This window comes from Falsihalocynthiibacter sp. S25ZX9, assembly GCF_041205405.1.
Classification (GTDB): Bacteria; Pseudomonadota; Alphaproteobacteria; order Rhodobacterales; family Rhodobacteraceae; genus Falsihalocynthiibacter; species Falsihalocynthiibacter arcticus.
The window spans coordinates 116554-135033 of the sequence record NZ_JBGFCD010000012.1 but is presented as its reverse complement, the minus strand read 5'-3'; the positions used below and the strand labels follow the sequence as shown (position 1 = coordinate 135033).

Sequence of the window (18480 nt, the reverse complement as noted above, 5' to 3'; positions counted from 1 at the left end):
GTTTTCCACGATTTATGCGGGTTTTGGGCGTTTGGGCAAGGATTTCGCGCGGGCTTTATGAATGGGCGCGCGAGGGTTGCAATCAAACCACGCCTCGCGCGCGCTATTTTTTAGGCGTTTACGTCCACAACAACGCGGCCTTTGATTTTCCCTTTGAGGATATCCGCACCCAGTTGCGGCAAATCGCTGAGGGTAGCGGGCACCACCATTGCCTCAAGTTTATCAAGCGGCAGGTCGGTCGCAATCCGCGCCCACGCCCGTTTGCGGTTTTCAAAAGGTTGCATCACCGAGTCGATGCCGAGGAGATTTATCCCACGCAGAAGGAACGGAATGACCGTCGCCGGAAGTCCCGCCCCGCCCGCCAAACCTATCGCAGCAACCGACCCGCCATAGGAGATTTGCCCCAGAACACGCGCCAACATCGCGCCGCCAACCGCGTCGATGCATCCGGCCCATTGTTCCGCCTCAAGCGGACGTTTGACCGTTTCGGCGAGGTCTTCGCGCGGCACAATCTGGGTCGCGCCCAGCGATTTCAAATAGTCAGCCGTCTCGGGACGCCCCGTGACAGCGGCCACCTGATAGCCGAGATTTGCGAGGATTGCCGTGGCCACAGAGCCAACGCCGCCAGCGGCACCAGTCACCAAAACCGTTCCTTTTTGGGGGGTTATACCGTGATCTTCAAGTGCCATAACCGCTAACATCGCCGTAAAACCTGCGGTTCCAACGGCCATCGCGGTGCGCGGTGTAAGCCCCTCGGGTAACGGCACAAGCCAATCTGCCTTCACCCGCGCCTTTTGCGCGTAACCACCCCAATGCGCTTCGCCCACGCGCCACCCCGTCAAAACAACTTTGTCGCCTGCCTTGTAACGTGCATCGGAACTGTCGAGAACGGTTCCTGCGAAATCGATACCCGGAACATGCGGATAATTGCGCACCAAACCGCCACCCGGCCCTACACAAAGCCCGTCTTTGTAATTGACTGTCGAATAGTCCACCGCGACGGTCACCTCGCCTTCTGGTAGGCGATCCTCGGAAATATTCTGAATACTTGCGCTTGTGGTGCCGTCTTCAAGTTTCTCGACGATTAATGCATTAAACATAGGGGGCTCCTTTAGGGGCTTTGGTTTTTACTCCCAAAACACTGCGCAAAATCATCTGCGACCACAAGCCAAAACCACTTGTAACTCCGCCACACGCGCCCTACATTAAAACTGTCCTTCGGGACTATGGATATAAACGCGCTTGTAATAAGCGGATCGGACCCGGGGGCGGTACCCGGCGACTCCACCAAAATCCTTCTTTGGGGATCATGGGGTCGAAATAGGATCGACGAACGTCTAAAGAGGTTTGCTTTATCTCGGTGAGTTACCACCGTTATCGGTACATAAAAAGCTAGTTGCAAATGACAACGACGCTCCGATGGCTCTAGCTGCGTAAGCAGTTCGAAATATCGAAAACTTAGTCCCCTAGCTTTGCAGCTTTGGGCGGGGTTCGCAGGTACCTGGCAACAGAAACCTGCACTTACTCCCCCTGTATTATTTCTTACGACTTCAAGCGCATTTCCGCTCGATATGGGCAATGTGTCGCGCATTTTTAATCACGAAAATGTCATGGCTTGTTTTTCTTTCTGCACCGGATCAAATGGCTAAAAAAAAGAGTCAGGCAGTCCTATGAGAAACATCGCTTTTATCCTTGCTTCCGCGTCGATACTTTTGGCCGCATCCTCCATCGTGGCAAATGTGCGCAACCCTGAAACGGCGCGTAAAACCATCCAGTATAGCGTGCCCCATACGTTCAATCCTTCGTATGGCGGCTCGTCGTAAACCCACGCTCCCAAGCCCCTCCCGCATTACACAATTTCGGCCCCCGTCAATCCCCGCCTTAACAGCGGCATCTCAACCTGTTACCTCTTGAGAAATCCAGACCGACAGGGCCGAAATGACTCCGACATTCTCCGATTCTACCCGTGTTTTTGCCCGTATCGGGCTTTTGTCTTTTGGCGGCCCTGCAGCGCAAATCGCGGTAATGCACAAAGAGTTGGTGGAGGAGCGCCCGTGGCTGAGCGAAGAGCAATTCCTGTCGGCCTTGTCGTTTTGTATGCTGCTCCCCGGCCCAGAAGCGATGCAACTGGCCACCTATGCGGGATGGCGATTGCACGGGGTGCGTGGCGGCCTGATGGCGGGCGCACTGTTTGTAATCCCAGGAGCGTTGGTCGTATTGGCACTGGCCATATTTTACGCGCTCTATGGCAATGTGCCTCTGGTTGAAGCGCTTTTCCTTGGGGTCAAAGCCGCCGTTGTGGTGATCGTGATCCAAGCCCTGCTCAAAGTTGCCAAACGTGCCCTCAAACACCGCGCGGCATGGGCGATTGCGGCGGCAAGTTTCGTGAGCATCTTCTTTCTGGCACTCCCCTATCCTTTGATCGTAGCGGCGGCAGCACTCGCGGGTGTGGTGTTTTTACCCAAACAAAGCGTGCCCCCTGTGGCAATCACACAACCCAAATCCGCACACCCTGCCCGCACCATCGCGATTTGGGGCAGCCTTTGGCTCTTCCCCCTGCTTTTGTTGCACCTGACGGGGGCAAAACTACTCACGTCCATCGGGTTGTTCTTTTCAAAACTCGCGGTGGTGACCTTTGGCGGCGCCTATGCTGTGCTGGCCTATATGACCCAAGAAGTTGTGGTGCAAAAAGGCTGGATTTCGACGGCGACCATGATGGATGGCCTCGGTCTTGCTGAAACAACGCCGGGCCCTCTGATTCTTGTGACAGAGTTCGTAGGCTTTCAAGCGGCCTTCAATGCAGGCGGCCTCTGGCTTGGAATTGCGGGCGCGATTGTGGCGCTTTGGACAACCTTCATCCCGTGCTTTTTGTGGATTTTCACAGCGGCCCCCTACTTGGCGCAAATCAGCAGCCGCCCGCGCCTTGCTGCGGCCCTGTCGGGCATAACTGCGGCCGTGGTTGGGGTTATTTTCAACCTCTCGATCTGGTTCGCCCTGCATGTCGTTTTTGAGCGCGTCACCCCCACAAGCCTAGGTCCGATCCACCTATTAACTCCTGATTTGCACAGCCTAAACTGGTCTGCAGCCGCCCTTTCTACCTTTGCTGCCCTCCTCATGCTGCGCTTAAATGTGGGTATGGGCAAAACACTTCTCATCGTTGCCTTCGCGGGTTTGGGCCTGTCATTTCTATAGCTTGCGTGACGATTGCATGAAAAAAGGCAGCGCGGCCCCTTTTATTCGCCGAGGGGGCAGCATATGATCGAATTAACTTCACGCGCTGCATAAGGGGGCGACACATGTCTCAATTTATCGACTACGGAAACCTCATGCATGACGCCATGCGCGGTCTGATCCAAAAAGTATTGGAAAATGTGCAACGCGACGGCCTTCCAGGCTCACACCATTTTTTCATTACGTTCGATACATTGCATCCCGACGTCGAGATCGCGGATTGGCTTTCTGATCGTTATCCGGGCGAAATGACCGTGGTGATGCAAAACTGGTTTGAAGGTCTTGATGTCACCAATGACGGATTTACCGTCAGGATGAAATTCGGTGGCACACCTGAAACGCTCTATATTCCTTATGACGCGATCATCACCTTTGTCGATCCATCGGTCGAGTTTGGCCTGCGCTTTGAAAGCCAAGAACACGACGACGAGACCGAAGACGCCGATAATGCAGAAGCGCCAATGGCCGAAGATGTCCCTCAGGAGCCCATCGAAGCCGAAGTCGTTAGTTTGGACTCGTTCCGCAAATAGGTGGTACGCATCTGATCCGCCACGCCCCATTTTGGACTATTTAAGCACCACATGACTTTCTTTATGTTTTGGACACATGTTCAAAACTGGAGATTATCATGGCTAAAATCATCCTCAAACAAACCTACAATGCCCCCGCAGACCGCGTTTGGAAATCATGGGACACCTTTGGTGACATCCAAATTTACAATCCGAACCTAAATTCCTCCTCCCTGATCAACAACAGCAAAGAAACCGGACTTGGCGCGGAGCGTCGGTGCGATTTTTCCGATGGTAAAAACCATGTTTTGGAACGGATCATTGCGTATAAAGCGGGGGAAAGCATGGAAGTCGACATTTACGACGGCACCGTGCCCCTCAAACGTGCGGTTGCAGGGCTGATTGTAAAAAGCCTGTCACCAAGCCGGAGTGAACTCACCTTCACGATGGATTTCACCCCAAAGTTCGGCCTTCTCGGGGCGTTAATGATACCGATGATGAAGGCGCAGTTTCGCGGTGTTCTGGCAAAACTTCTTGCGGCCAACAAAGACTATGTTGAAAATGGAGTTGAAGTGGTTCGCCCCATCGCGATGGTTGCCTAAAGGCGCGCAATGGAGGCTTATACGGCCTCCATTCGTCTACAGAAGGCCCAGCAGCATGGTTGTTCCGAGGGCGATGGAAAACTGCGCAAACGCAGGCCTTTGACGCAGCCCAAAGACCCCCGCCAACGCGACCAAAAAGAAAAACAAATAGGCAACCCAGATCGAACTATACAGCAATTCCGCCGAAAAACCCGCCAGCCCGTGCATCGCGTCAACGTCTACAAAACCCGTTTTTGCAAGCGTCAAAACCCCGCCGATTAGGCAGCCATACGACCAACATTTCAAACGGGAAATGAGCGTGGGTTTGGGAATAAATGGCGCTTTGGCTCGGGGGGCGACGATATTTGGCATCCGCGTGCGCGTTGCCTTTGAGAGGGGACGCATCCGCGAAGTTGCCCGCCCCGCCGCGTTTTGCCGCGAATGGTTGCGTTCAATCCGTTCCAAGCGGATATAAAAGCTCACGTGTCCTGTTGTCAAACTCTGCGCCTGCGCCTGCACCTGATCCTCCTGTGCGTTGACACTACCTTTACGATCCCTCTGGTTAATTTTATGTCAAACCGGAGTCGCCGTTTTCGCAGGAATGCGGCCAGTTTGAGACTTTTCCCTAAAACTTTTCTGATTTAACACTGGGTACACACCAGTCAAATTCTTGCCTCCTGCGCGGTTGTGGCAATTGTAATTTAACGGCACGCATTCTATAGAGTGGCAACCCTTAGGCCCTAGGATTTCTCAGGAGAAACTGATGACAGATACCCGCACCGAAACCGACAGCTTTGGCCCGCTTGAGGTCCCCTCTGAGAAATATTGGGGCGCTCAGACGCAACGCTCTTTGATGAATTTCCCCATTGGTTGGGAAAAACAGCCTCTTGCGATTGTCCGTGCCCTCGGGGTGATTAAAATGGCCTGCGCACAGGCGAATATGACCAACGGCGCGCTGGATGCGACACGCGGCGACGCCATCGTTAAGGCCGCAGGCGAAGTGATCGACGGCAAGTTTGACGACAACTTCCCACTGGTTGTGTGGCAAACAGGGTCCGGCACCCAATCCAACATGAACTCCAACGAGGTCATCGCCAACCGCGCGATTGAAATTCTTGGCGGCGTGATCGGCTCCAAAGATCCGGTCCACCCCAACGATCATTGCAACATGGGCCAGTCCTCAAACGACACATTCCCAACCGCAATGCACATCGGCACCGCTATGATGGCGCGGGATGTTTTGCTCCCCGGTTTGGAAAAACTCCACGCGGCGCTTGAAGCTAAGGTCGTGGAATTTGACGGCATCATTAAAATTGGCCGCACCCACACCATGGACGCGACGCCCCTCACATTGGCCCAAGAATTTTCGGGCTATGCACACCAACTCAAAAAAGGCATCGAGCGCGTCAAAGCCACTTTGCCCGACATTTACGAATTAGCACAGGGCGGCACAGCCGTCGGTACCGGCCTCAACACAACTGCGGGTTGGGGCGAACAAGTCGCCGCAAACATGGCCAAAATCACCGACCTGCCCTTCGTGACTGCGCCCAACAAATTCGAAGCCCTCGCAGCGCATGACGCCCTCGTAATGTTCTCGGGTGCGTTGAAAACTGTCGCCGCCAGCCTGTTCAAAATCGCCAACGACATCCGCCTTTTGGGCTCGGGTCCGCGCTGTGGTTTGGGCGAATTGATGTTGCCAGAAAACGAACCTGGCTCCTCGATCATGCCGGGCAAAGTGAACCCAACCCAATGCGAAGCCCTCACACAGGTCTGCATCCACGTCTTTGGCAACGATGCAGCCGTTGGTTTTGCAGGCAGTCAGGGGCACTTTGAACTCAACGTTTACAACCCAATGATGGCCTATAACATTTTGCAATCTATGCAACTTTTGGGCGATGCCTCCACGGCCTTCACCGACAATTGCGTGGTGGGCATTGAGGCCAACAAAGAACGTATCGCCAAAATCATGAACGAATCCCTGATGCTGGTAACGGCGCTCGCGCCAACAATCGGCTATGACAACGCGACGAAAGTGGCCAAAACAGCCCATAAAAACGGCACAACCTTGAAAGAGGAAGCCATTGCACTGGGCTTTGTGGATGAAGCAACGTTTGATGCGGTTGTACGTCCGGAAAACATGATCGGCCCCAAACCTTAATGCAAAAATTAATCAACCTCGCCCGCGCACGCAAACAACGTGCGCGGGACGAAAAACGTGCGGATTCGGAGAAAAATACCGCCTCCGCAGGCGTCACAAAGGCGGACCGCCTGTTGCAAGCGACAAAAAACACGCGGGCGCAAAAAATGCTGGATCAACATGTGGTTGATACGGAATTTGATCACGAATAATCGATGACAAGGCGCCTGATCCCTCCAGCCAATTTCATTTTCATGTCTATACGAAATTTTAAGGCTCTCACGTCATTCTCACAAAAGAGCAAAGAATTGCCTCCCCTGACAGATACATCACATGGTGCAGCATCGGCCTTTCCCTTAGGGAAAGAAATGCAAGAATGTGTTGTTTGAATACAAGTGAGATGCAAGGGTTTGGGGAGCGGTTCTAAAGAGGCATTAGGATAAGGGCGGCCACTCCATTGGATTTGGGACGTTGTGTATAATTTATGAGTAGAAGACCAAGAAAACGATCCCTAACATTAAATGGCCACCGAACAAGCGTTTCACTTGAAGACGAATTTTGGCTGTCGTTCCGCGAGATTGCCGACAAACGTAAAATTCCGATCAATGCATTAGCCGCCGAAATTGACGCCGCGCGCGGGTTGGATATGGGGCTCGCTTCGGCGATCCGTCTGTATATTTTACAGCATTATCGCGCAAATTCCACTATCTCGGGGTGATTTTAAGCCAAATCCCGTCTTTGGCGCGCACCGTAAGATGGGCGACCGGAACGGGAATGTGGCCAGCAACAGGGCTAAACTTAAGCGCCCGTATGAAACTCGCCAACAAGAGCGGCCCTTCAATCATGGCGAACCCTGCCCCCGTGCACACGCGCGGTCCTGCAGAAAACGGCATATAGGCCTCGCGCAGGCAGGTCTTCCCGTTTTCGGTTTTGAACCGATCTGGATCAAATTCATCTGGCCGTTCCCAAAGCCGTTCGTGGCGATGCAAATGCCACGGCGACAATACGATCTGAGCACCTGTAGGTACGTCTCGATTGCGAAACTCCTGCGGACACGCGGCCTCACGAACCATCATTGGAACAGGGGGATACAAACGCAGAGCCTCACGAAACACATCGCGGGTCAGGCGTAATTTTCCGATGTCGGAAAACGCAATATCCCGTTCAGGAATCACCTGAGCAACCTCTTCGGCGACGCGGTTTTGCATAGCTGGATCGATAGCCAATAGATACAGCGCCCATGCCAAGGCACTGGCACTGGTTTCATGCCCTGCAAGGAAGAAGATGGCCACCTGATCGACCATTTCTTCGGCGCTGAACTTCGCACCGGTTTGCGGGTCTCTGGTGGTCATAATCTTGGTCGCCAAATCATCCGGCGCGGTCCCTGCCGCAATTTCACCCGCCCGTTGAGCAACCAGATCGCCAATCAACAACCGAATGGCACGCGCCGTTTTTTTGGTGTTTCGGCGGTGAAATCGCGGCATCCATCGTGGAAGCGGCACAAAGGCTGCAAGGTTCAAGATCGGCTGATTGCGTTGATAGGCGCGAAATTGGGTGAAAACTTCGGCCGCGATGTGGTGGGTGATCGGGATGGAAAACAACGTGCGAAAAATGATGTCCGCAGCCACAAAACTGGCGGCTTCCTCTATCTCAATTTCCCTTGGTGCCATCTTGAGCAATCTTGCCACAGCATCTTCGCAAGCCGCGTTCATTGCGCCAAAGGTATCGCGCAAACGCCCGCCTTCAAAAGCCGGATCAATAATGCGTCGCTGTCGTTTCCAGACTTCCCCATTGGTCAGAAAAACCGAATTTCCAAGAATAGGTTTCAAGCCTTCACGAATGCGATCCGACTTGGGAAAATGATCGGGATTGTGCTTAAGAACCTGCGCAATCAACTTAGGATCATTGATGAGAAACGAGCGGAAAAAAGGTGTTTTGAACTCGGCCATCCAAGCGCGATACAATTTCGCGGGTTGTGCAGAGAGGATATCCCGCCGAAACGCACGCGCGTATTTAAACAGGCTTATTTTCTCCGCGCGGGCTGTGGGTTTGGGAGGTGTGACGGTCATACGTCGGTGTAACCCGAGGCCGCAACATCAAGGCGCGAACGCGAGGCAGGACGGTCGCGATAACGCGCGCTCAACGTTTTTGGGCCCGCTGTAATTTGAAAATAGTCATAGTCTTTGGGACGATCAAAGGCGCAAAGATACTGAAAATGCAGGCGGAAATACTTTCGTTTCAACTCTTGCCACCGTTCAGGGCTAAGCGATTGGGTGAATGCCGCCGAGAACACAAGCGGCCAACGCGCCTTTTGCGGGGCAACCCCAGAGACGGCAACGGGGTCACACAGAGCAAACGAGCAACCATCGCCCGGCGCGGTAACGTCGACCCACGTAATATCGGCGCGCGTTGAAAGCATCGCCAAATCACCGCGTAATCGTGTCGCCTTGGGCAGAAAGCTCACCATCGGAACCACGTGTCCAAGGGTCAGCAATCCAAGGAAATGGCCCCGTTTTGGCCCTTGATTTGCCCGCAACAAATCCGCAACAATCGACACCGCAATATGTGCGCCAGAGGAATGGCCAACGATCAACACCTCGTCGTAGTTTTCTGTAATCGCCTGTGCAATTTGGGCGCGAAACGCTTCGAAACGCTCCTCCATTTTTGGCGGATACGCCCCCCAGTTTTGCGCCGTATGCGCGAAATCATGCATCAGATAATAGGCGTAAATCTTGCTATCGCGCGCATGGAACCAGCGCAAAATATAGATAACGATGGGGATAAAAGTCACCCATCCGGCGCGGGGATAAACATAGGTCGATAAAACCGAGCCAACAACGGACGCGACCGTGATAGCCCCAAGAAGTTGCACGCTAAGGATCGCGATCGGGTATAATGCGGCAATAATCGGCCCCTTGCGCAGCCACATAAGCCGCCTAAGCGCCCCCGAATATATGTAAATCCACGACGTGATCAGCATCTGCCAATAGGTCGCCACAATCCCGTGCCCCATCGACGACTTCACAATATCTGACCACACCAGCACAGAGACGTCCGCGGTCACTTGTGCTCCCTCTATTGTCGCAGTTGCCGTCCAGCCGAAGGGGCCAGAACTCCCTATTTTCCCTTTTGTTTCAATATTATAACCAGAAATTTCAGCTTGTTTTATCGCTTCCGCGCGGTAGAGTTCGCGGTAGCGCCGTGGGTGAAAGGGGTCATAACCAGGAATATAAAAAACACGCCTGCGTTTAACGACAACCGATTGGGCTGAGTTTTGGTTTAATGAGGGTAGCTTTGGCGATTCGGACTGCGACAAGGGAAGCCTCAATTGTTCATTGTTTACTTAATCTAGACAAGAAACCTGACAAAAATAAGCCCCTCCTTGTGGAAAATTCAATTCACTTGAAACAGGTTATAGACTCAGGAAGCACAGGCCGATAAATTCCGCGAATGCATATTGATATCACCCTTGATGCCCTTGGGCTCCTTTGCCCTCTGCCCGTCCTCAAAGCTCAAAAAGCTTTGAAATCAATGGCTAAAAACCAAGTCCTAAGCCTTCTTGCAAATGATCCGGCCGCGGGAATCGACGTTCCGCATTTTTGCAGTGAATCCGGCCATGAGTTTCTGGGGCAAGAGACCTCAGATGACGGAACATTCTACTTCATTCGACACAAGTAATTCCAACGCGCGTCGTTGGAATATTGCCAGATAATTTTCAGAAAATCATAAAATGAAGCGTGTTATTAATTTTTAGGGTTCAAAACAGATGTCACGGAGCCACGGCTTCAAATTTGTCTAAGAACGAAAGAGAGTTAGTAAATGAACGCGGACGCAAGGCACGGTGCTTTTCAGAATGTGATTAATATTTCACAAGGTGAACACGCTGTTTCGTCGGCCGAAAACGACCTGATTTCAACGGTTTTGGGATCATGTGTCGCGACCTGCCTTTGGGATGAACAGGCCGCAATTGGTGGAATGAACCATATATTATTGCCCCAAGATCTCTCGACAACATCGATTTCACAAATGCATGGCGTCAACGCCATGGAAGTCTTGATAAACGCGATGATCAAATCTGGCGCTGTAAAATCACGTATTCGGGCAAAACTTTTTGGCGGCGCGCGGATGGTCGCTGGATTGTCGAATATCGGCGAGCGAAATGCTGTTTTCGCCCAAGAGTTTCTTCGGGGAGAGGGAATTCTTTGCGAGGCCAAAAACCTTGGGGGCACCATGGCACGTCGTATTCAATTTTGGCCTTCAAGCGGTCGCGTTTTACAAAAAATTGTTGGAACGTCACCCGTTGAACAAGTTGTTGTTGCCGCTCCGGCGAATGATGTGGAGTTGTTTTAACCACCTCAACGCGTCATCCGTTCAAAGGGCATAACTTCTTACTTGAGGAGCGCTGGACGTACCGCTAATTGCTCCAGAGGCAGGATGGATAACCGTACCCCCACCGCCACGACAATCCGCTGCAGGGGCCGCCGCCCAAACGAACCGCTTGGTACATTCCATTGGCGATTAAGGTGTAGGCCTGATCAACGACGCTTGTGTCGATTGAAAACTCTTCGGCGAGAGTGTCGCGTCGCTGAACGCCGTCCTGCAATACACACTGCATCAATGTTTTATCCGCATTCAAACGCGCATTGTAGCTTTCAAGCGCGGTCTGTGTTTCGCCCGCATTGTAATAAGCTTGATCATGGACCACACAACACGCCTCCCACGGCGGCGATTCTGAATAGTTTTCAGCGAACCCTGGTATAATCTGGGCCACCGGCGTCCAAGCCGCCGACATCCCGCCACTACACCCGTCGGTTGTGAAAGGCGCGATCGACGTCGCTGGGTCCCTTCTAAGCCGTCGCAGTTTTTCGTGGTGCGGCGTTTCAATCCACCGACCGACCTCCTCCCAAGTGCTCTCAGGTTGGTTAGATTGTTCTGCAACGACTGGAACCCCGATGCAAAACAGCCAAGCAACCAAAACGGATTTACGCATCTGTGCTATCAGCGATCAAATTCAACGGGGACAACTGGATAAAGTCTGCAACCCAAAGCACCAAACGTTCCGCAGCCGTGAGGTCGTTGTTATACTCCAAAACGCGGCGCGCGAGTGCGGGATCATTCGTGATCAGCCCATCAACCCCCATCGTGATCAAACTTGACATTTGCACGGGATCATCAACCGTCCATGCATACACATCCTTGCCTTGCGCATGTGCCCGACGAATGAGTTGTCGTGAGATTTGTCCCGCGTTCAAAGCTAGAAAATCGGCCTCCAAACGGGCGACATTCCCCACAGACTTTGCGGCCAACACACCAACAGTCCACGAGGGACGCATTGCCTTAAGCTTCAAAACTGCAGGGTATTTCAACGACATAAGCGACACCTGCTCTGCCATACCTTCCTCTTCGACGATCCGAATAACTTCGGCTTCAATATCCACATCATGGCCATAATATTTCAGCTCGATGACCACTTTTGCGCGCCCCTTGGCGGCCTGCAGCACATCCCGCAGCAAGGGGGTGCGTTCATCAGCATATTGGGCATCAAACCAACTCCCAATATCTATCGCATCCAATTCCGTGCGCGATACCTCCCATGTTTTGATTGGCTGGTTCGCGAGCTTCATAAAATCGGAATCGTGGGCGATGATCAATTCTCCCTCGGCGGATTCCTGCACGTCGATTTCAACCCAATCAGTACCATCCTCCAGCGCCTTTTCAACGGCGGCCATTGTGTTTTCCGGACGTAAATTCGCAGCCCCACGATGGGCGATAATCTCCACATGCGAAGTTTTGTCGAGTTTCTCAAGCATAGCGCCTGTGAGGAATACTCCCAAGGTCACCACCCCAACGGCGCCAGCGAGTATCCCCCAAAGAGGCGTTTTAAAAGTGACCTCAACGGTATTTTCACCGATAGCCTCGCTAAAAGCGGTCTTTGTGGCCTTGGAATAAGTGCGCAAGAGTATTTCGGCCAAGGCCCCATTCGCGAACGCTGAGGCAACCATATAAACGCCTCCCCAAACTAAGAATTCGAGCAGCAGAACGCCAACCATTAAACGTAGATTTATCGCCGCATGATCCAGTAAAACGGACGTCAGTTTGGTGAAGATCAACGCAATTACCGTGAGGATTGCAAACCGGATCAGTGCCCAAAGGGCGATATTGACGACGAGACCGAACCGCTTTCCAGCCAACAATCGGCGGCTTTCTTTAAACGCCAGCCCTACTTTGAGGTCGCGTGCGAGATAAAGATGCAATGCAATCGCCCAGCCAGAAAGAAAAAACAACAGAATCCCCACCATAATAACAAGCAATACGGCGATCATCCCCACCGCACGGATGAACTCGGGCGGCCAATAGGTAAGGTAATAATTGATGTCAAATTCAGTGAGTTTGTTGAGGCCGATCCCAGCGGCAACCACCAGAAATGGTGTGACAATGACAAAAACCCTCAAAACAAGCCCGTTACAAAACCAAACCAGCCTGAAAAAATTGGACATGACAAAACCGAGGCTCCTTTGAACCGCGACAACTGGATGCGTCGTTTTTGTGAACAAAACGAAACTCATAGCCGTAAAGTCGAGGACAACCGCCGTAAGCACGAAGCTGAAAACAACAATAGAGATAATAAATCCAATTGGGGACAAAACGAACGCTGCGATATCCATGTCGGTAAGTGCTTTTTGGTTGGACAATTGAATGGCAAGCGCAAAAATAATGCCAAACACCGGACCAATTACGGCAGCGCCGAGCAATTGAAACGTCATATGTACTGCGAAAAGGGACTTAAGATAGCTGCGCGCCACGTCGAAAGCGTTCAGAACCAGTTTTGTATGTGTCATGCACTATCTCTTTTTCAAATCTTAAAATTCAACATCTAGTGAGCGGCCAAAACCCTCCGCGCCAGTTAAGCGTTATTGAGCACTTATTTTCAACTGAAACCATGCGGTTGCAAGTCTGAGATTGACAGGTCTTCCAAAAAAACTTCAAGGTAAGATGCGCAAACGGCGCGAACCAACTGCACCTATGCAGTGTCTCGGGGGATGGAAACTGAAACGTTTGGCGCTTTATTTGGCTGTGACCGCGCTCCTTTGGAGTGCCGCTTCTGGCTCTGTGTTGGCCCAGCAGGCCGAAGTCGTTTTGGATAAAACGGAGAATGAATGTCGCTTGTTTAACATGCGTACCGGCGTTCATCCCGACAATGGCACTGGTGTAACCAATGTAGATGTCTCCATTATCGTCGCTGATTTTCTTGGCGTAAACGACGTTGACCAACAGTTAGACATCGATTTATTTGCAACATTTACATGGGTCGATCCCCGTCTCGAAAGCTATCAAGGGTGCCGTTTTGGCAAAACAGAAGTGTGGTTTCCGCGCGTGGTCCTTATAAACTCTTCCAGTTTGCGAGCCCTGAACCAAAACGCGTTAAATCAGGTCATGGTTGGCGAAGGTGGACAGGTTTATTATCAGCAACGATATACTGGGAACATCTCTAGCTATCATGATTTGCAACGGTTTCCCTTTGATAAACAAGCTTTTAAAATAAAAATCGCCACCCAAGCCTCCGACGCACGCAACGTTGTCCTAACAGCAAACGTCGAAAATACTTGGATTTCGGATACTCTTAATATCGAGGGTTGGTATGTGCACGGCGTCGAAATTGTGGCAAGCACCTCGCAATTTCGCGCAACAGGTGAAGACCAGAGCCTGATCACATTAATCATAAATGCGGACCGAAATCCGGACTATTACCTGTATCGGGTCATGCTTCTCTTGATGTTTGTCGTTTTCATGTCGTGGGCAATTTTTTGGATACCCCCCAGCCGGTTCGAATTCCAAATCGGCCTTGGCGCGACATCAATGCTGACCTCAATTGCCTTCAACCTTTCGGTCGCAAACAACCTTCCCCAACTGGGTTATCTTACGATATTGGATATGGCCTTAATCTGGGCGATCTTCCTGATATTCCTTTCGATTGTCGAAGCCCTTGTCGCGGGCCTTCTCGTTATGAAAGACCGCGAGTCCTCGGCGCTCAAACTCGACAAGGTCTGTCGTGTGGTTTTCCCCGCCCTCCTATTTGGTGGATGGTACCTTATTGTTCAAACAGCTTAGTGCGGGTTAATTCGCCAAAATAAACTGGACTAACATCTGGGTTGAGCCGTCCATAGCGTCTGCAGGTTCTCGGCCAGCAACGATCGGCTCAAGGGCAACGGCCAATTCTTTGCCCAACTCAACGCCCCATTGATCGAACGAATTTAACCCCAGAATCACGCCCTCCACGAACACACGATGTTCATAGAGCGCGATGATTTGGCCCAAGACAAAAGGGGTTAGCTTAGGATAAATCAACGTCGTGCTAGGACGATTGCCGTCAAACACACGATGGCGCGCTTGTCGATCTCTCTCCGCTCCCGTGAGGCCTTTTGCGGTCATAAGGGTCTTTGCTTCCTCAAACGAACGTCCAATCATAAGTGCTTCGGACTGGGCCAAACAATTCGCCATCAACAGGCGATGTTGATGGGCCAACTCTGGCTCAAACCCATGTTTTCCCGCCATAAATTCGCAAGGGATCACGCGTGTACCTTGGTGGATAAGTTGGTAAAATGCGTGCTGTCCGTTGGTGCCTGGCTCGCCCCAAACAACAGGTCCCGACGGCGCATCAAGACGCGAACCATCCATCGCAACGGATTTGCCGTTGCTCTCCATTTCCAACTGTTGAAGGTAGGCAGGAAGGCGGAGCAATCGCTGCTCGTAGGGCAAAACCGCGCGGGTCGCGTACCCACAGCCTTGATTGTGCCAAATCCCGACCAAAGCCAAAAGAACGGGCAGGTTTTCTGCCAAATCCGCCTCGCAGAAGTGGCGATCCATCGCCTCCGCCCCTGAGAGAAACCCATGGAAATTGTCGGCGCCAATGGCAATCATGAGCGGCAAACCAATTGGACCCCAAATGGAATACCGACCGCCAACCCAGTCCTCAAAACCAAACACGCGGTTGGGCGGAATACCAAAAGCACCGGTTTTTTCTTCAGCCGAGCTCAAGGCCGCAAATTGTGCAGCGGGATCGCTTACCGTTTTCGCCATCCAATCTCGTGCGGTTTGGGCATTTGTCATGGTTTCGATGGTGGTAAAGGTTTTCGACGCCACAAGAACCAGCGTGGTTTCAGCGTTAAGTCCTTCTAGGACATCGGAAATATGCGCACCATCAACGTTTGAAACATAATGAATTCGCGGGCCATCGTGAAATGGGGCCATCGCAATCGTCGCCATGACGGGACCCAAATCGCTGCCTCCAATACCAATATTAATGACGTCGGTGATTTTGCCCCCCTGCCCTTGAAACGTCCCGTTTCGAACATCCGACGCAAAGGATTCCATCCGCGCAAGAGTTGCAAGGACACCTGGCATTACGTTTTCATCGTTCACGTAGATTGGCCGATTTGCAAGGTTGCGCAGGGCCGTGTGCAAAACCGCGCGCCCCTCTGTTTCGTTGATTGCTTCGCCTGTGAACATCGCCGAACGACGTTCCGCAAGATTGGCGTTTTGGGCAAGCGCCAACAGCATTTCCATCGTTGCCGCATCAATGTTGGTTTTTGAAAAATCAAACAACATCTCGCCGCCATCCGACGGAATTCGGGTCGAGAATTCCTGCGCGCGCTTAGGATCTTGAGTAAACAAATCCGTAATTCTGCGGGATTTTACCGCTTTGGCATGTGTCTGAAGGTCCGAAAAATCAACAGTCATTTTAGTCCGCCCAATGGATTGTGGCCCCAGATAAAACCGCGCAGATTGGCGCTTTCATGGGGTCATTAATAAGAATGGCACGTTCAAGCGCCGCCCGCTTTTCCGCGCCCGTAATCAGGATATGACGGTGCTTTGATCCTGCCAAAACACGGGCCGTTAGGGTGATCCGTGGTTCGGGAGCACCGGGGGCGCGCATCGGCAGAAGGACCGGGGCATCAGCGGCAAACGCTTCGGCCAATAGATCCGCTTCAGGGAAAATACTCGCCGTATGCATGTCCGCGCCCATCCCCATCACGCAAACAGATAAAGGGAGTACGTTTTCAATAGCTTGGGAGAGTTCGTTGAGGCGATCCTCAGGCCGATCTGCGGGGGCATAAAGCGGCAAAAGTGTTGCCCTTGCAGCTTTGTTTTGCAACAACCGACGACGCAAAAGAGCCGTGTTTGAGCGCTCGCTCGTTTCGGGAACCCAACGTTCATCCCCAAGCAGAACCGACACATCTTCCCACGGCAAATCCACCTGAGAAAGTGCGTCAAATATTGGACCCGGCGTTGAACCACCTGGGACAGCGAGCGCCGCTGATCCTGTCTCCGCAATCTCGGCCGTAAGTTCTTGTGCGATGCGCGACGCAAGGCCTGACATTAAGGCCTCGCGTGAGGAATATTCGACAAACTTCATTCTTTAATCTCTCTCCAGCGACGCCCGTCTTTATGTAACAACATTAAAGCATCTTCTGGCCCCGAACTTCCGGAATCATAGGATTTTGGCATGTCCCCACGCTCCTGCCATTCGTTGATGATCGGGTCTGTCCACGCCCAAGCGGCTTCAACTTCATCGCCGCGCATAAAGAGGGTTTGGTTGCCACGGATCACGTCCATAATCAGCCGCTCATAGGCATCGGGCGTATCTTCTGCATCGGCACCAAGCGCGTCAGCGAAGCTCATATCAAGGGGCACTTCCATCAAACGCATACCGCCGGGACCGGGTTCTTTGATGGTCACACGCAGGGTCATGCCCTCGTTTGGCTGAAGGCGGATCGCCAAAACATTGCCGCGACGCCCTTCTTGTTTGCCGAAAATAGAATGTGGTGGGTCTTTGAAAACTACGGCGATTTCACTGGTGCGCGCCCGCAAGCGTTTGCCCGTCCGCAGATAAATCGGTGTACCCTTCCAACGCCAATTGGAAATATTCACCTTCATGGCGATAAAACTCTCGGTACTGCTATCCGGATTTCCCGATTCCTCAAGATAGGACGGACCGTCCTTGTTGGCCTCGTAGCGCCCGCGCACGATGTCACTCGAATTCACAGGATCAAGCGCGCGGATGACCTTGAGTTTTTCGTCGCGCACGGCGTCTGGCTCAAACTCGTTTGGCGGCTCCATTGCGATCAAACACAAAAGTTGCATCAAGTGGTTTTGAACCATGTCCCGCATGGCACCGGATTTATCGTAATAGGCTCCACGGCTGCCAACGGCGACGGTTTCTGCGGCCGTAATCTGAATGTGATCGACATATTGGCTGTTCCAAAGTGGCTCAAACAAAATGTTACCAAACCGAACAGCCATGAGGTTTTGAACGGTCTCTTTGCCCAAGTAATGGTCGATGCGGTAAATCTGGCTTTCGTCGAAATGCTCGGCCAAGACAGCATTCAGCGCCTTCGCCGAGGCCAAATCGCGGCCAAATGGCTTTTCCACCACAATCCGACTTTGGCTATCTGCGATTTTATACGTGTGCAAACGCTCGGCCAAATCACCAAACAAACTCGGTGCGACCGAAAAATAGAACGCTTTCACCACGTCTTTGCGGGTGAGCTTTTTAAGATCACTCCAGCCGCCGGCGCCCTGTGCGTCTATCACAATATAAGAGATAAGTTCCAGAAAACCCGCTATCGATTTGGAATCACGATATTTTTCAGGTACGAACTCTTTGATCGCGGCACCGATAAGTTTACGATAGACCGCGCTATCCTGATCCTGACGCGCTGCGCCAATAATCCGCGCCCCTTCGGGCATTTGCCCTGACCTATAGCGACGATAGAGACCCGGGAGAATTTTGCGGCGGGCAAGATCGCCCGTGCCACCAAAAATAACTAAATCGAAATCTTCCACTGGGATGACGCGCGAAACCATTTGGTCCTCATTTCGTTTGTATTGCTCAAAAAACAGGGAACTTCTCCTGCTCCGTTAGCGCTAACGTATTGTCCTTGCGCATTTAATAACGCCCCTTTTCGCGCAAGTCTAGCACGCAAGTATTCTATCACAACTCTGTCAGGCTGTTTCTTTTAGC

Annotated in this window: 19 protein-coding genes and 1 other RNA gene; 11 read left to right on the top strand and 9 right to left on the bottom strand. The window is 52.2% G+C overall.

Annotated elements, in window-relative coordinates:
* Positions 1 to 110: 110 nt before the first annotated feature.
* Positions 111 to 1100, bottom strand: coding sequence for an acryloyl-CoA reductase (gene acuI / locus AB9F29_RS14545; RefSeq protein ID WP_369756204.1), 990 nt, complete (start codon positions 1098 to 1100; stop codon positions 111 to 113).
* Positions 1101 to 1174: 74 nt separating this feature from the next.
* Between acuI and ssrA the strand changes: the two genes are divergently transcribed.
* The 5 genes from ssrA (at position 1175) to AB9F29_RS14520 (ending at position 4342) form a co-directional block, all read left to right on the top strand.
* Positions 1175 to 1522: a transfer-messenger RNA gene (ssrA, locus tag AB9F29_RS14540) on the top strand.
* Positions 1523 to 1670: 148 nt separating this feature from the next.
* Positions 1671 to 1823, top strand: a complete 153-nt coding sequence (locus AB9F29_RS14535; RefSeq protein ID WP_335584911.1) for a hypothetical protein — start codon at positions 1671 to 1673, stop codon at positions 1821 to 1823.
* Positions 1824 to 1938: 115 nt separating this feature from the next.
* A complete protein-coding gene (gene chrA / locus AB9F29_RS14530) occupies positions 1939 to 3192 on the top strand; it encodes a chromate efflux transporter (RefSeq protein WP_369756203.1) in 1254 nt (417 codons plus the stop codon).
* Positions 3193 to 3296: 104 nt separating this feature from the next.
* Positions 3297 to 3761, top strand: a complete 465-nt coding sequence (locus tag AB9F29_RS14525) for an SspB family protein (RefSeq protein WP_369756202.1) — start codon at positions 3297 to 3299, stop codon at positions 3759 to 3761.
* Between the two features lie 98 nt (positions 3762 to 3859).
* Complete coding sequence (locus AB9F29_RS14520) at positions 3860 to 4342, top strand: SRPBCC family protein (RefSeq protein WP_369756201.1); 483 nt, start codon at positions 3860 to 3862, stop codon at positions 4340 to 4342.
* 36 nt (positions 4343 to 4378) lie between these two features.
* Here AB9F29_RS14520 and AB9F29_RS14515 read toward each other — a convergent pair whose 3' ends face one another.
* Positions 4379 to 4819 carry a hypothetical protein gene (locus AB9F29_RS14515; RefSeq protein ID WP_369756200.1) on the bottom strand — a complete coding sequence of 147 codons (441 nt, stop codon included), beginning with the start codon at positions 4817 to 4819 and terminating at the stop codon, positions 4379 to 4381.
* A gap of 265 nt (positions 4820 to 5084) precedes the next feature.
* Here AB9F29_RS14515 and fumC point away from each other — a divergent pair, with 265 nt between their 5' ends.
* The 3 genes from fumC (at position 5085) to AB9F29_RS14500 (ending at position 7176) form a co-directional block, all read left to right on the top strand.
* A complete protein-coding gene (gene fumC / locus AB9F29_RS14510; RefSeq protein ID WP_369756199.1) occupies positions 5085 to 6479 on the top strand; it encodes a class II fumarate hydratase in 1395 nt (464 codons plus the stop codon).
* Positions 6479 to 6670 carry a DUF4169 family protein gene (locus AB9F29_RS14505; RefSeq protein ID WP_039002249.1) on the top strand — a complete coding sequence of 64 codons (192 nt, stop codon included), beginning with the start codon at positions 6479 to 6481 and terminating at the stop codon, positions 6668 to 6670. The genes fumC and AB9F29_RS14505 overlap by 1 nt, the downstream gene beginning before the upstream one ends.
* Before the next feature lie 272 nt (positions 6671 to 6942).
* Complete coding sequence (locus AB9F29_RS14500) at positions 6943 to 7176, top strand: ribbon-helix-helix domain-containing protein (protein WP_335584906.1); 234 nt, start codon at positions 6943 to 6945, stop codon at positions 7174 to 7176.
* Here AB9F29_RS14500 and AB9F29_RS14495 read toward each other — a convergent pair.
* A complete protein-coding gene (locus tag AB9F29_RS14495; protein ID WP_369756198.1) occupies positions 7163 to 8527 on the bottom strand; it encodes a cytochrome P450 in 1365 nt (454 codons plus the stop codon). The genes AB9F29_RS14500 and AB9F29_RS14495 overlap by 14 nt on opposite strands.
* Entirely contained in the window at positions 8524 to 9522 is a 999-nt protein-coding gene (locus AB9F29_RS14490; RefSeq protein WP_369756197.1) for a hypothetical protein, read from the bottom strand. Before AB9F29_RS14490 ends, AB9F29_RS14495 begins: the two co-directional genes overlap by 4 nt.
* 386 nt (positions 9523 to 9908) lie before the next feature.
* On the opposite strand from AB9F29_RS14490, the gene AB9F29_RS14485 reads away from it, so the two are divergent.
* Positions 9909 to 10136: a sulfurtransferase TusA family protein gene (locus AB9F29_RS14485; protein ID WP_039002244.1), complete on the top strand. Its 228-nt coding sequence runs from the start codon at positions 9909 to 9911 to the stop codon at positions 10134 to 10136.
* Between the two features lie 141 nt (positions 10137 to 10277).
* Entirely contained in the window at positions 10278 to 10808 is a 531-nt protein-coding gene (locus AB9F29_RS14480) for a chemotaxis protein CheD (RefSeq protein ID WP_335584902.1), read from the top strand.
* Between the two features lie 64 nt (positions 10809 to 10872).
* Here AB9F29_RS14480 and AB9F29_RS14475 read toward each other — a convergent pair whose 3' ends face one another.
* Positions 10873 to 11448: a hypothetical protein gene (locus AB9F29_RS14475; protein WP_369756196.1), complete on the bottom strand. Its 576-nt coding sequence runs from the start codon at positions 11446 to 11448 to the stop codon at positions 10873 to 10875.
* Positions 11441 to 13297 (bottom strand): glycerophosphodiester phosphodiesterase family protein, encoded by a 1857-nt coding sequence (locus AB9F29_RS14470; RefSeq protein ID WP_369756195.1) that lies wholly within the window; start codon positions 13295 to 13297, stop codon positions 11441 to 11443. Before AB9F29_RS14470 ends, AB9F29_RS14475 begins: the two co-directional genes overlap by 8 nt.
* A 217-nt stretch (positions 13298 to 13514) precedes the next feature.
* Here AB9F29_RS14470 and AB9F29_RS14465 point away from each other — a divergent pair, with 217 nt between their 5' ends.
* Complete coding sequence (locus AB9F29_RS14465; RefSeq protein ID WP_369756194.1) at positions 13515 to 14567, top strand: hypothetical protein; 1053 nt, start codon at positions 13515 to 13517, stop codon at positions 14565 to 14567.
* Between the two features lie 6 nt (positions 14568 to 14573).
* On the opposite strand, the gene pgi is transcribed toward AB9F29_RS14465, so the two are convergent.
* The 3 genes from pgi to zwf are packed head-to-tail and all read right to left on the bottom strand — an operon-like array spanning position 14574 to position 18323.
* Positions 14574 to 16196: a glucose-6-phosphate isomerase gene (gene pgi / locus AB9F29_RS14460; RefSeq protein ID WP_369756193.1), complete on the bottom strand. Its 1623-nt coding sequence runs from the start codon at positions 16194 to 16196 to the stop codon at positions 14574 to 14576.
* A 1-nt stretch (position 16197) separates the two neighbouring features.
* Positions 16198 to 16872: a 6-phosphogluconolactonase gene (gene pgl / locus AB9F29_RS14455; protein ID WP_369756192.1), complete on the bottom strand. Its 675-nt coding sequence runs from the start codon at positions 16870 to 16872 to the stop codon at positions 16198 to 16200.
* Positions 16869 to 18323 (bottom strand): glucose-6-phosphate dehydrogenase, encoded by a 1455-nt coding sequence (gene zwf / locus AB9F29_RS14450; RefSeq protein WP_039002235.1) that lies wholly within the window; start codon positions 18321 to 18323, stop codon positions 16869 to 16871. Before zwf ends, pgl begins: the two co-directional genes overlap by 4 nt.
* Positions 18324 to 18480: the final 157 nt, after the last annotated feature.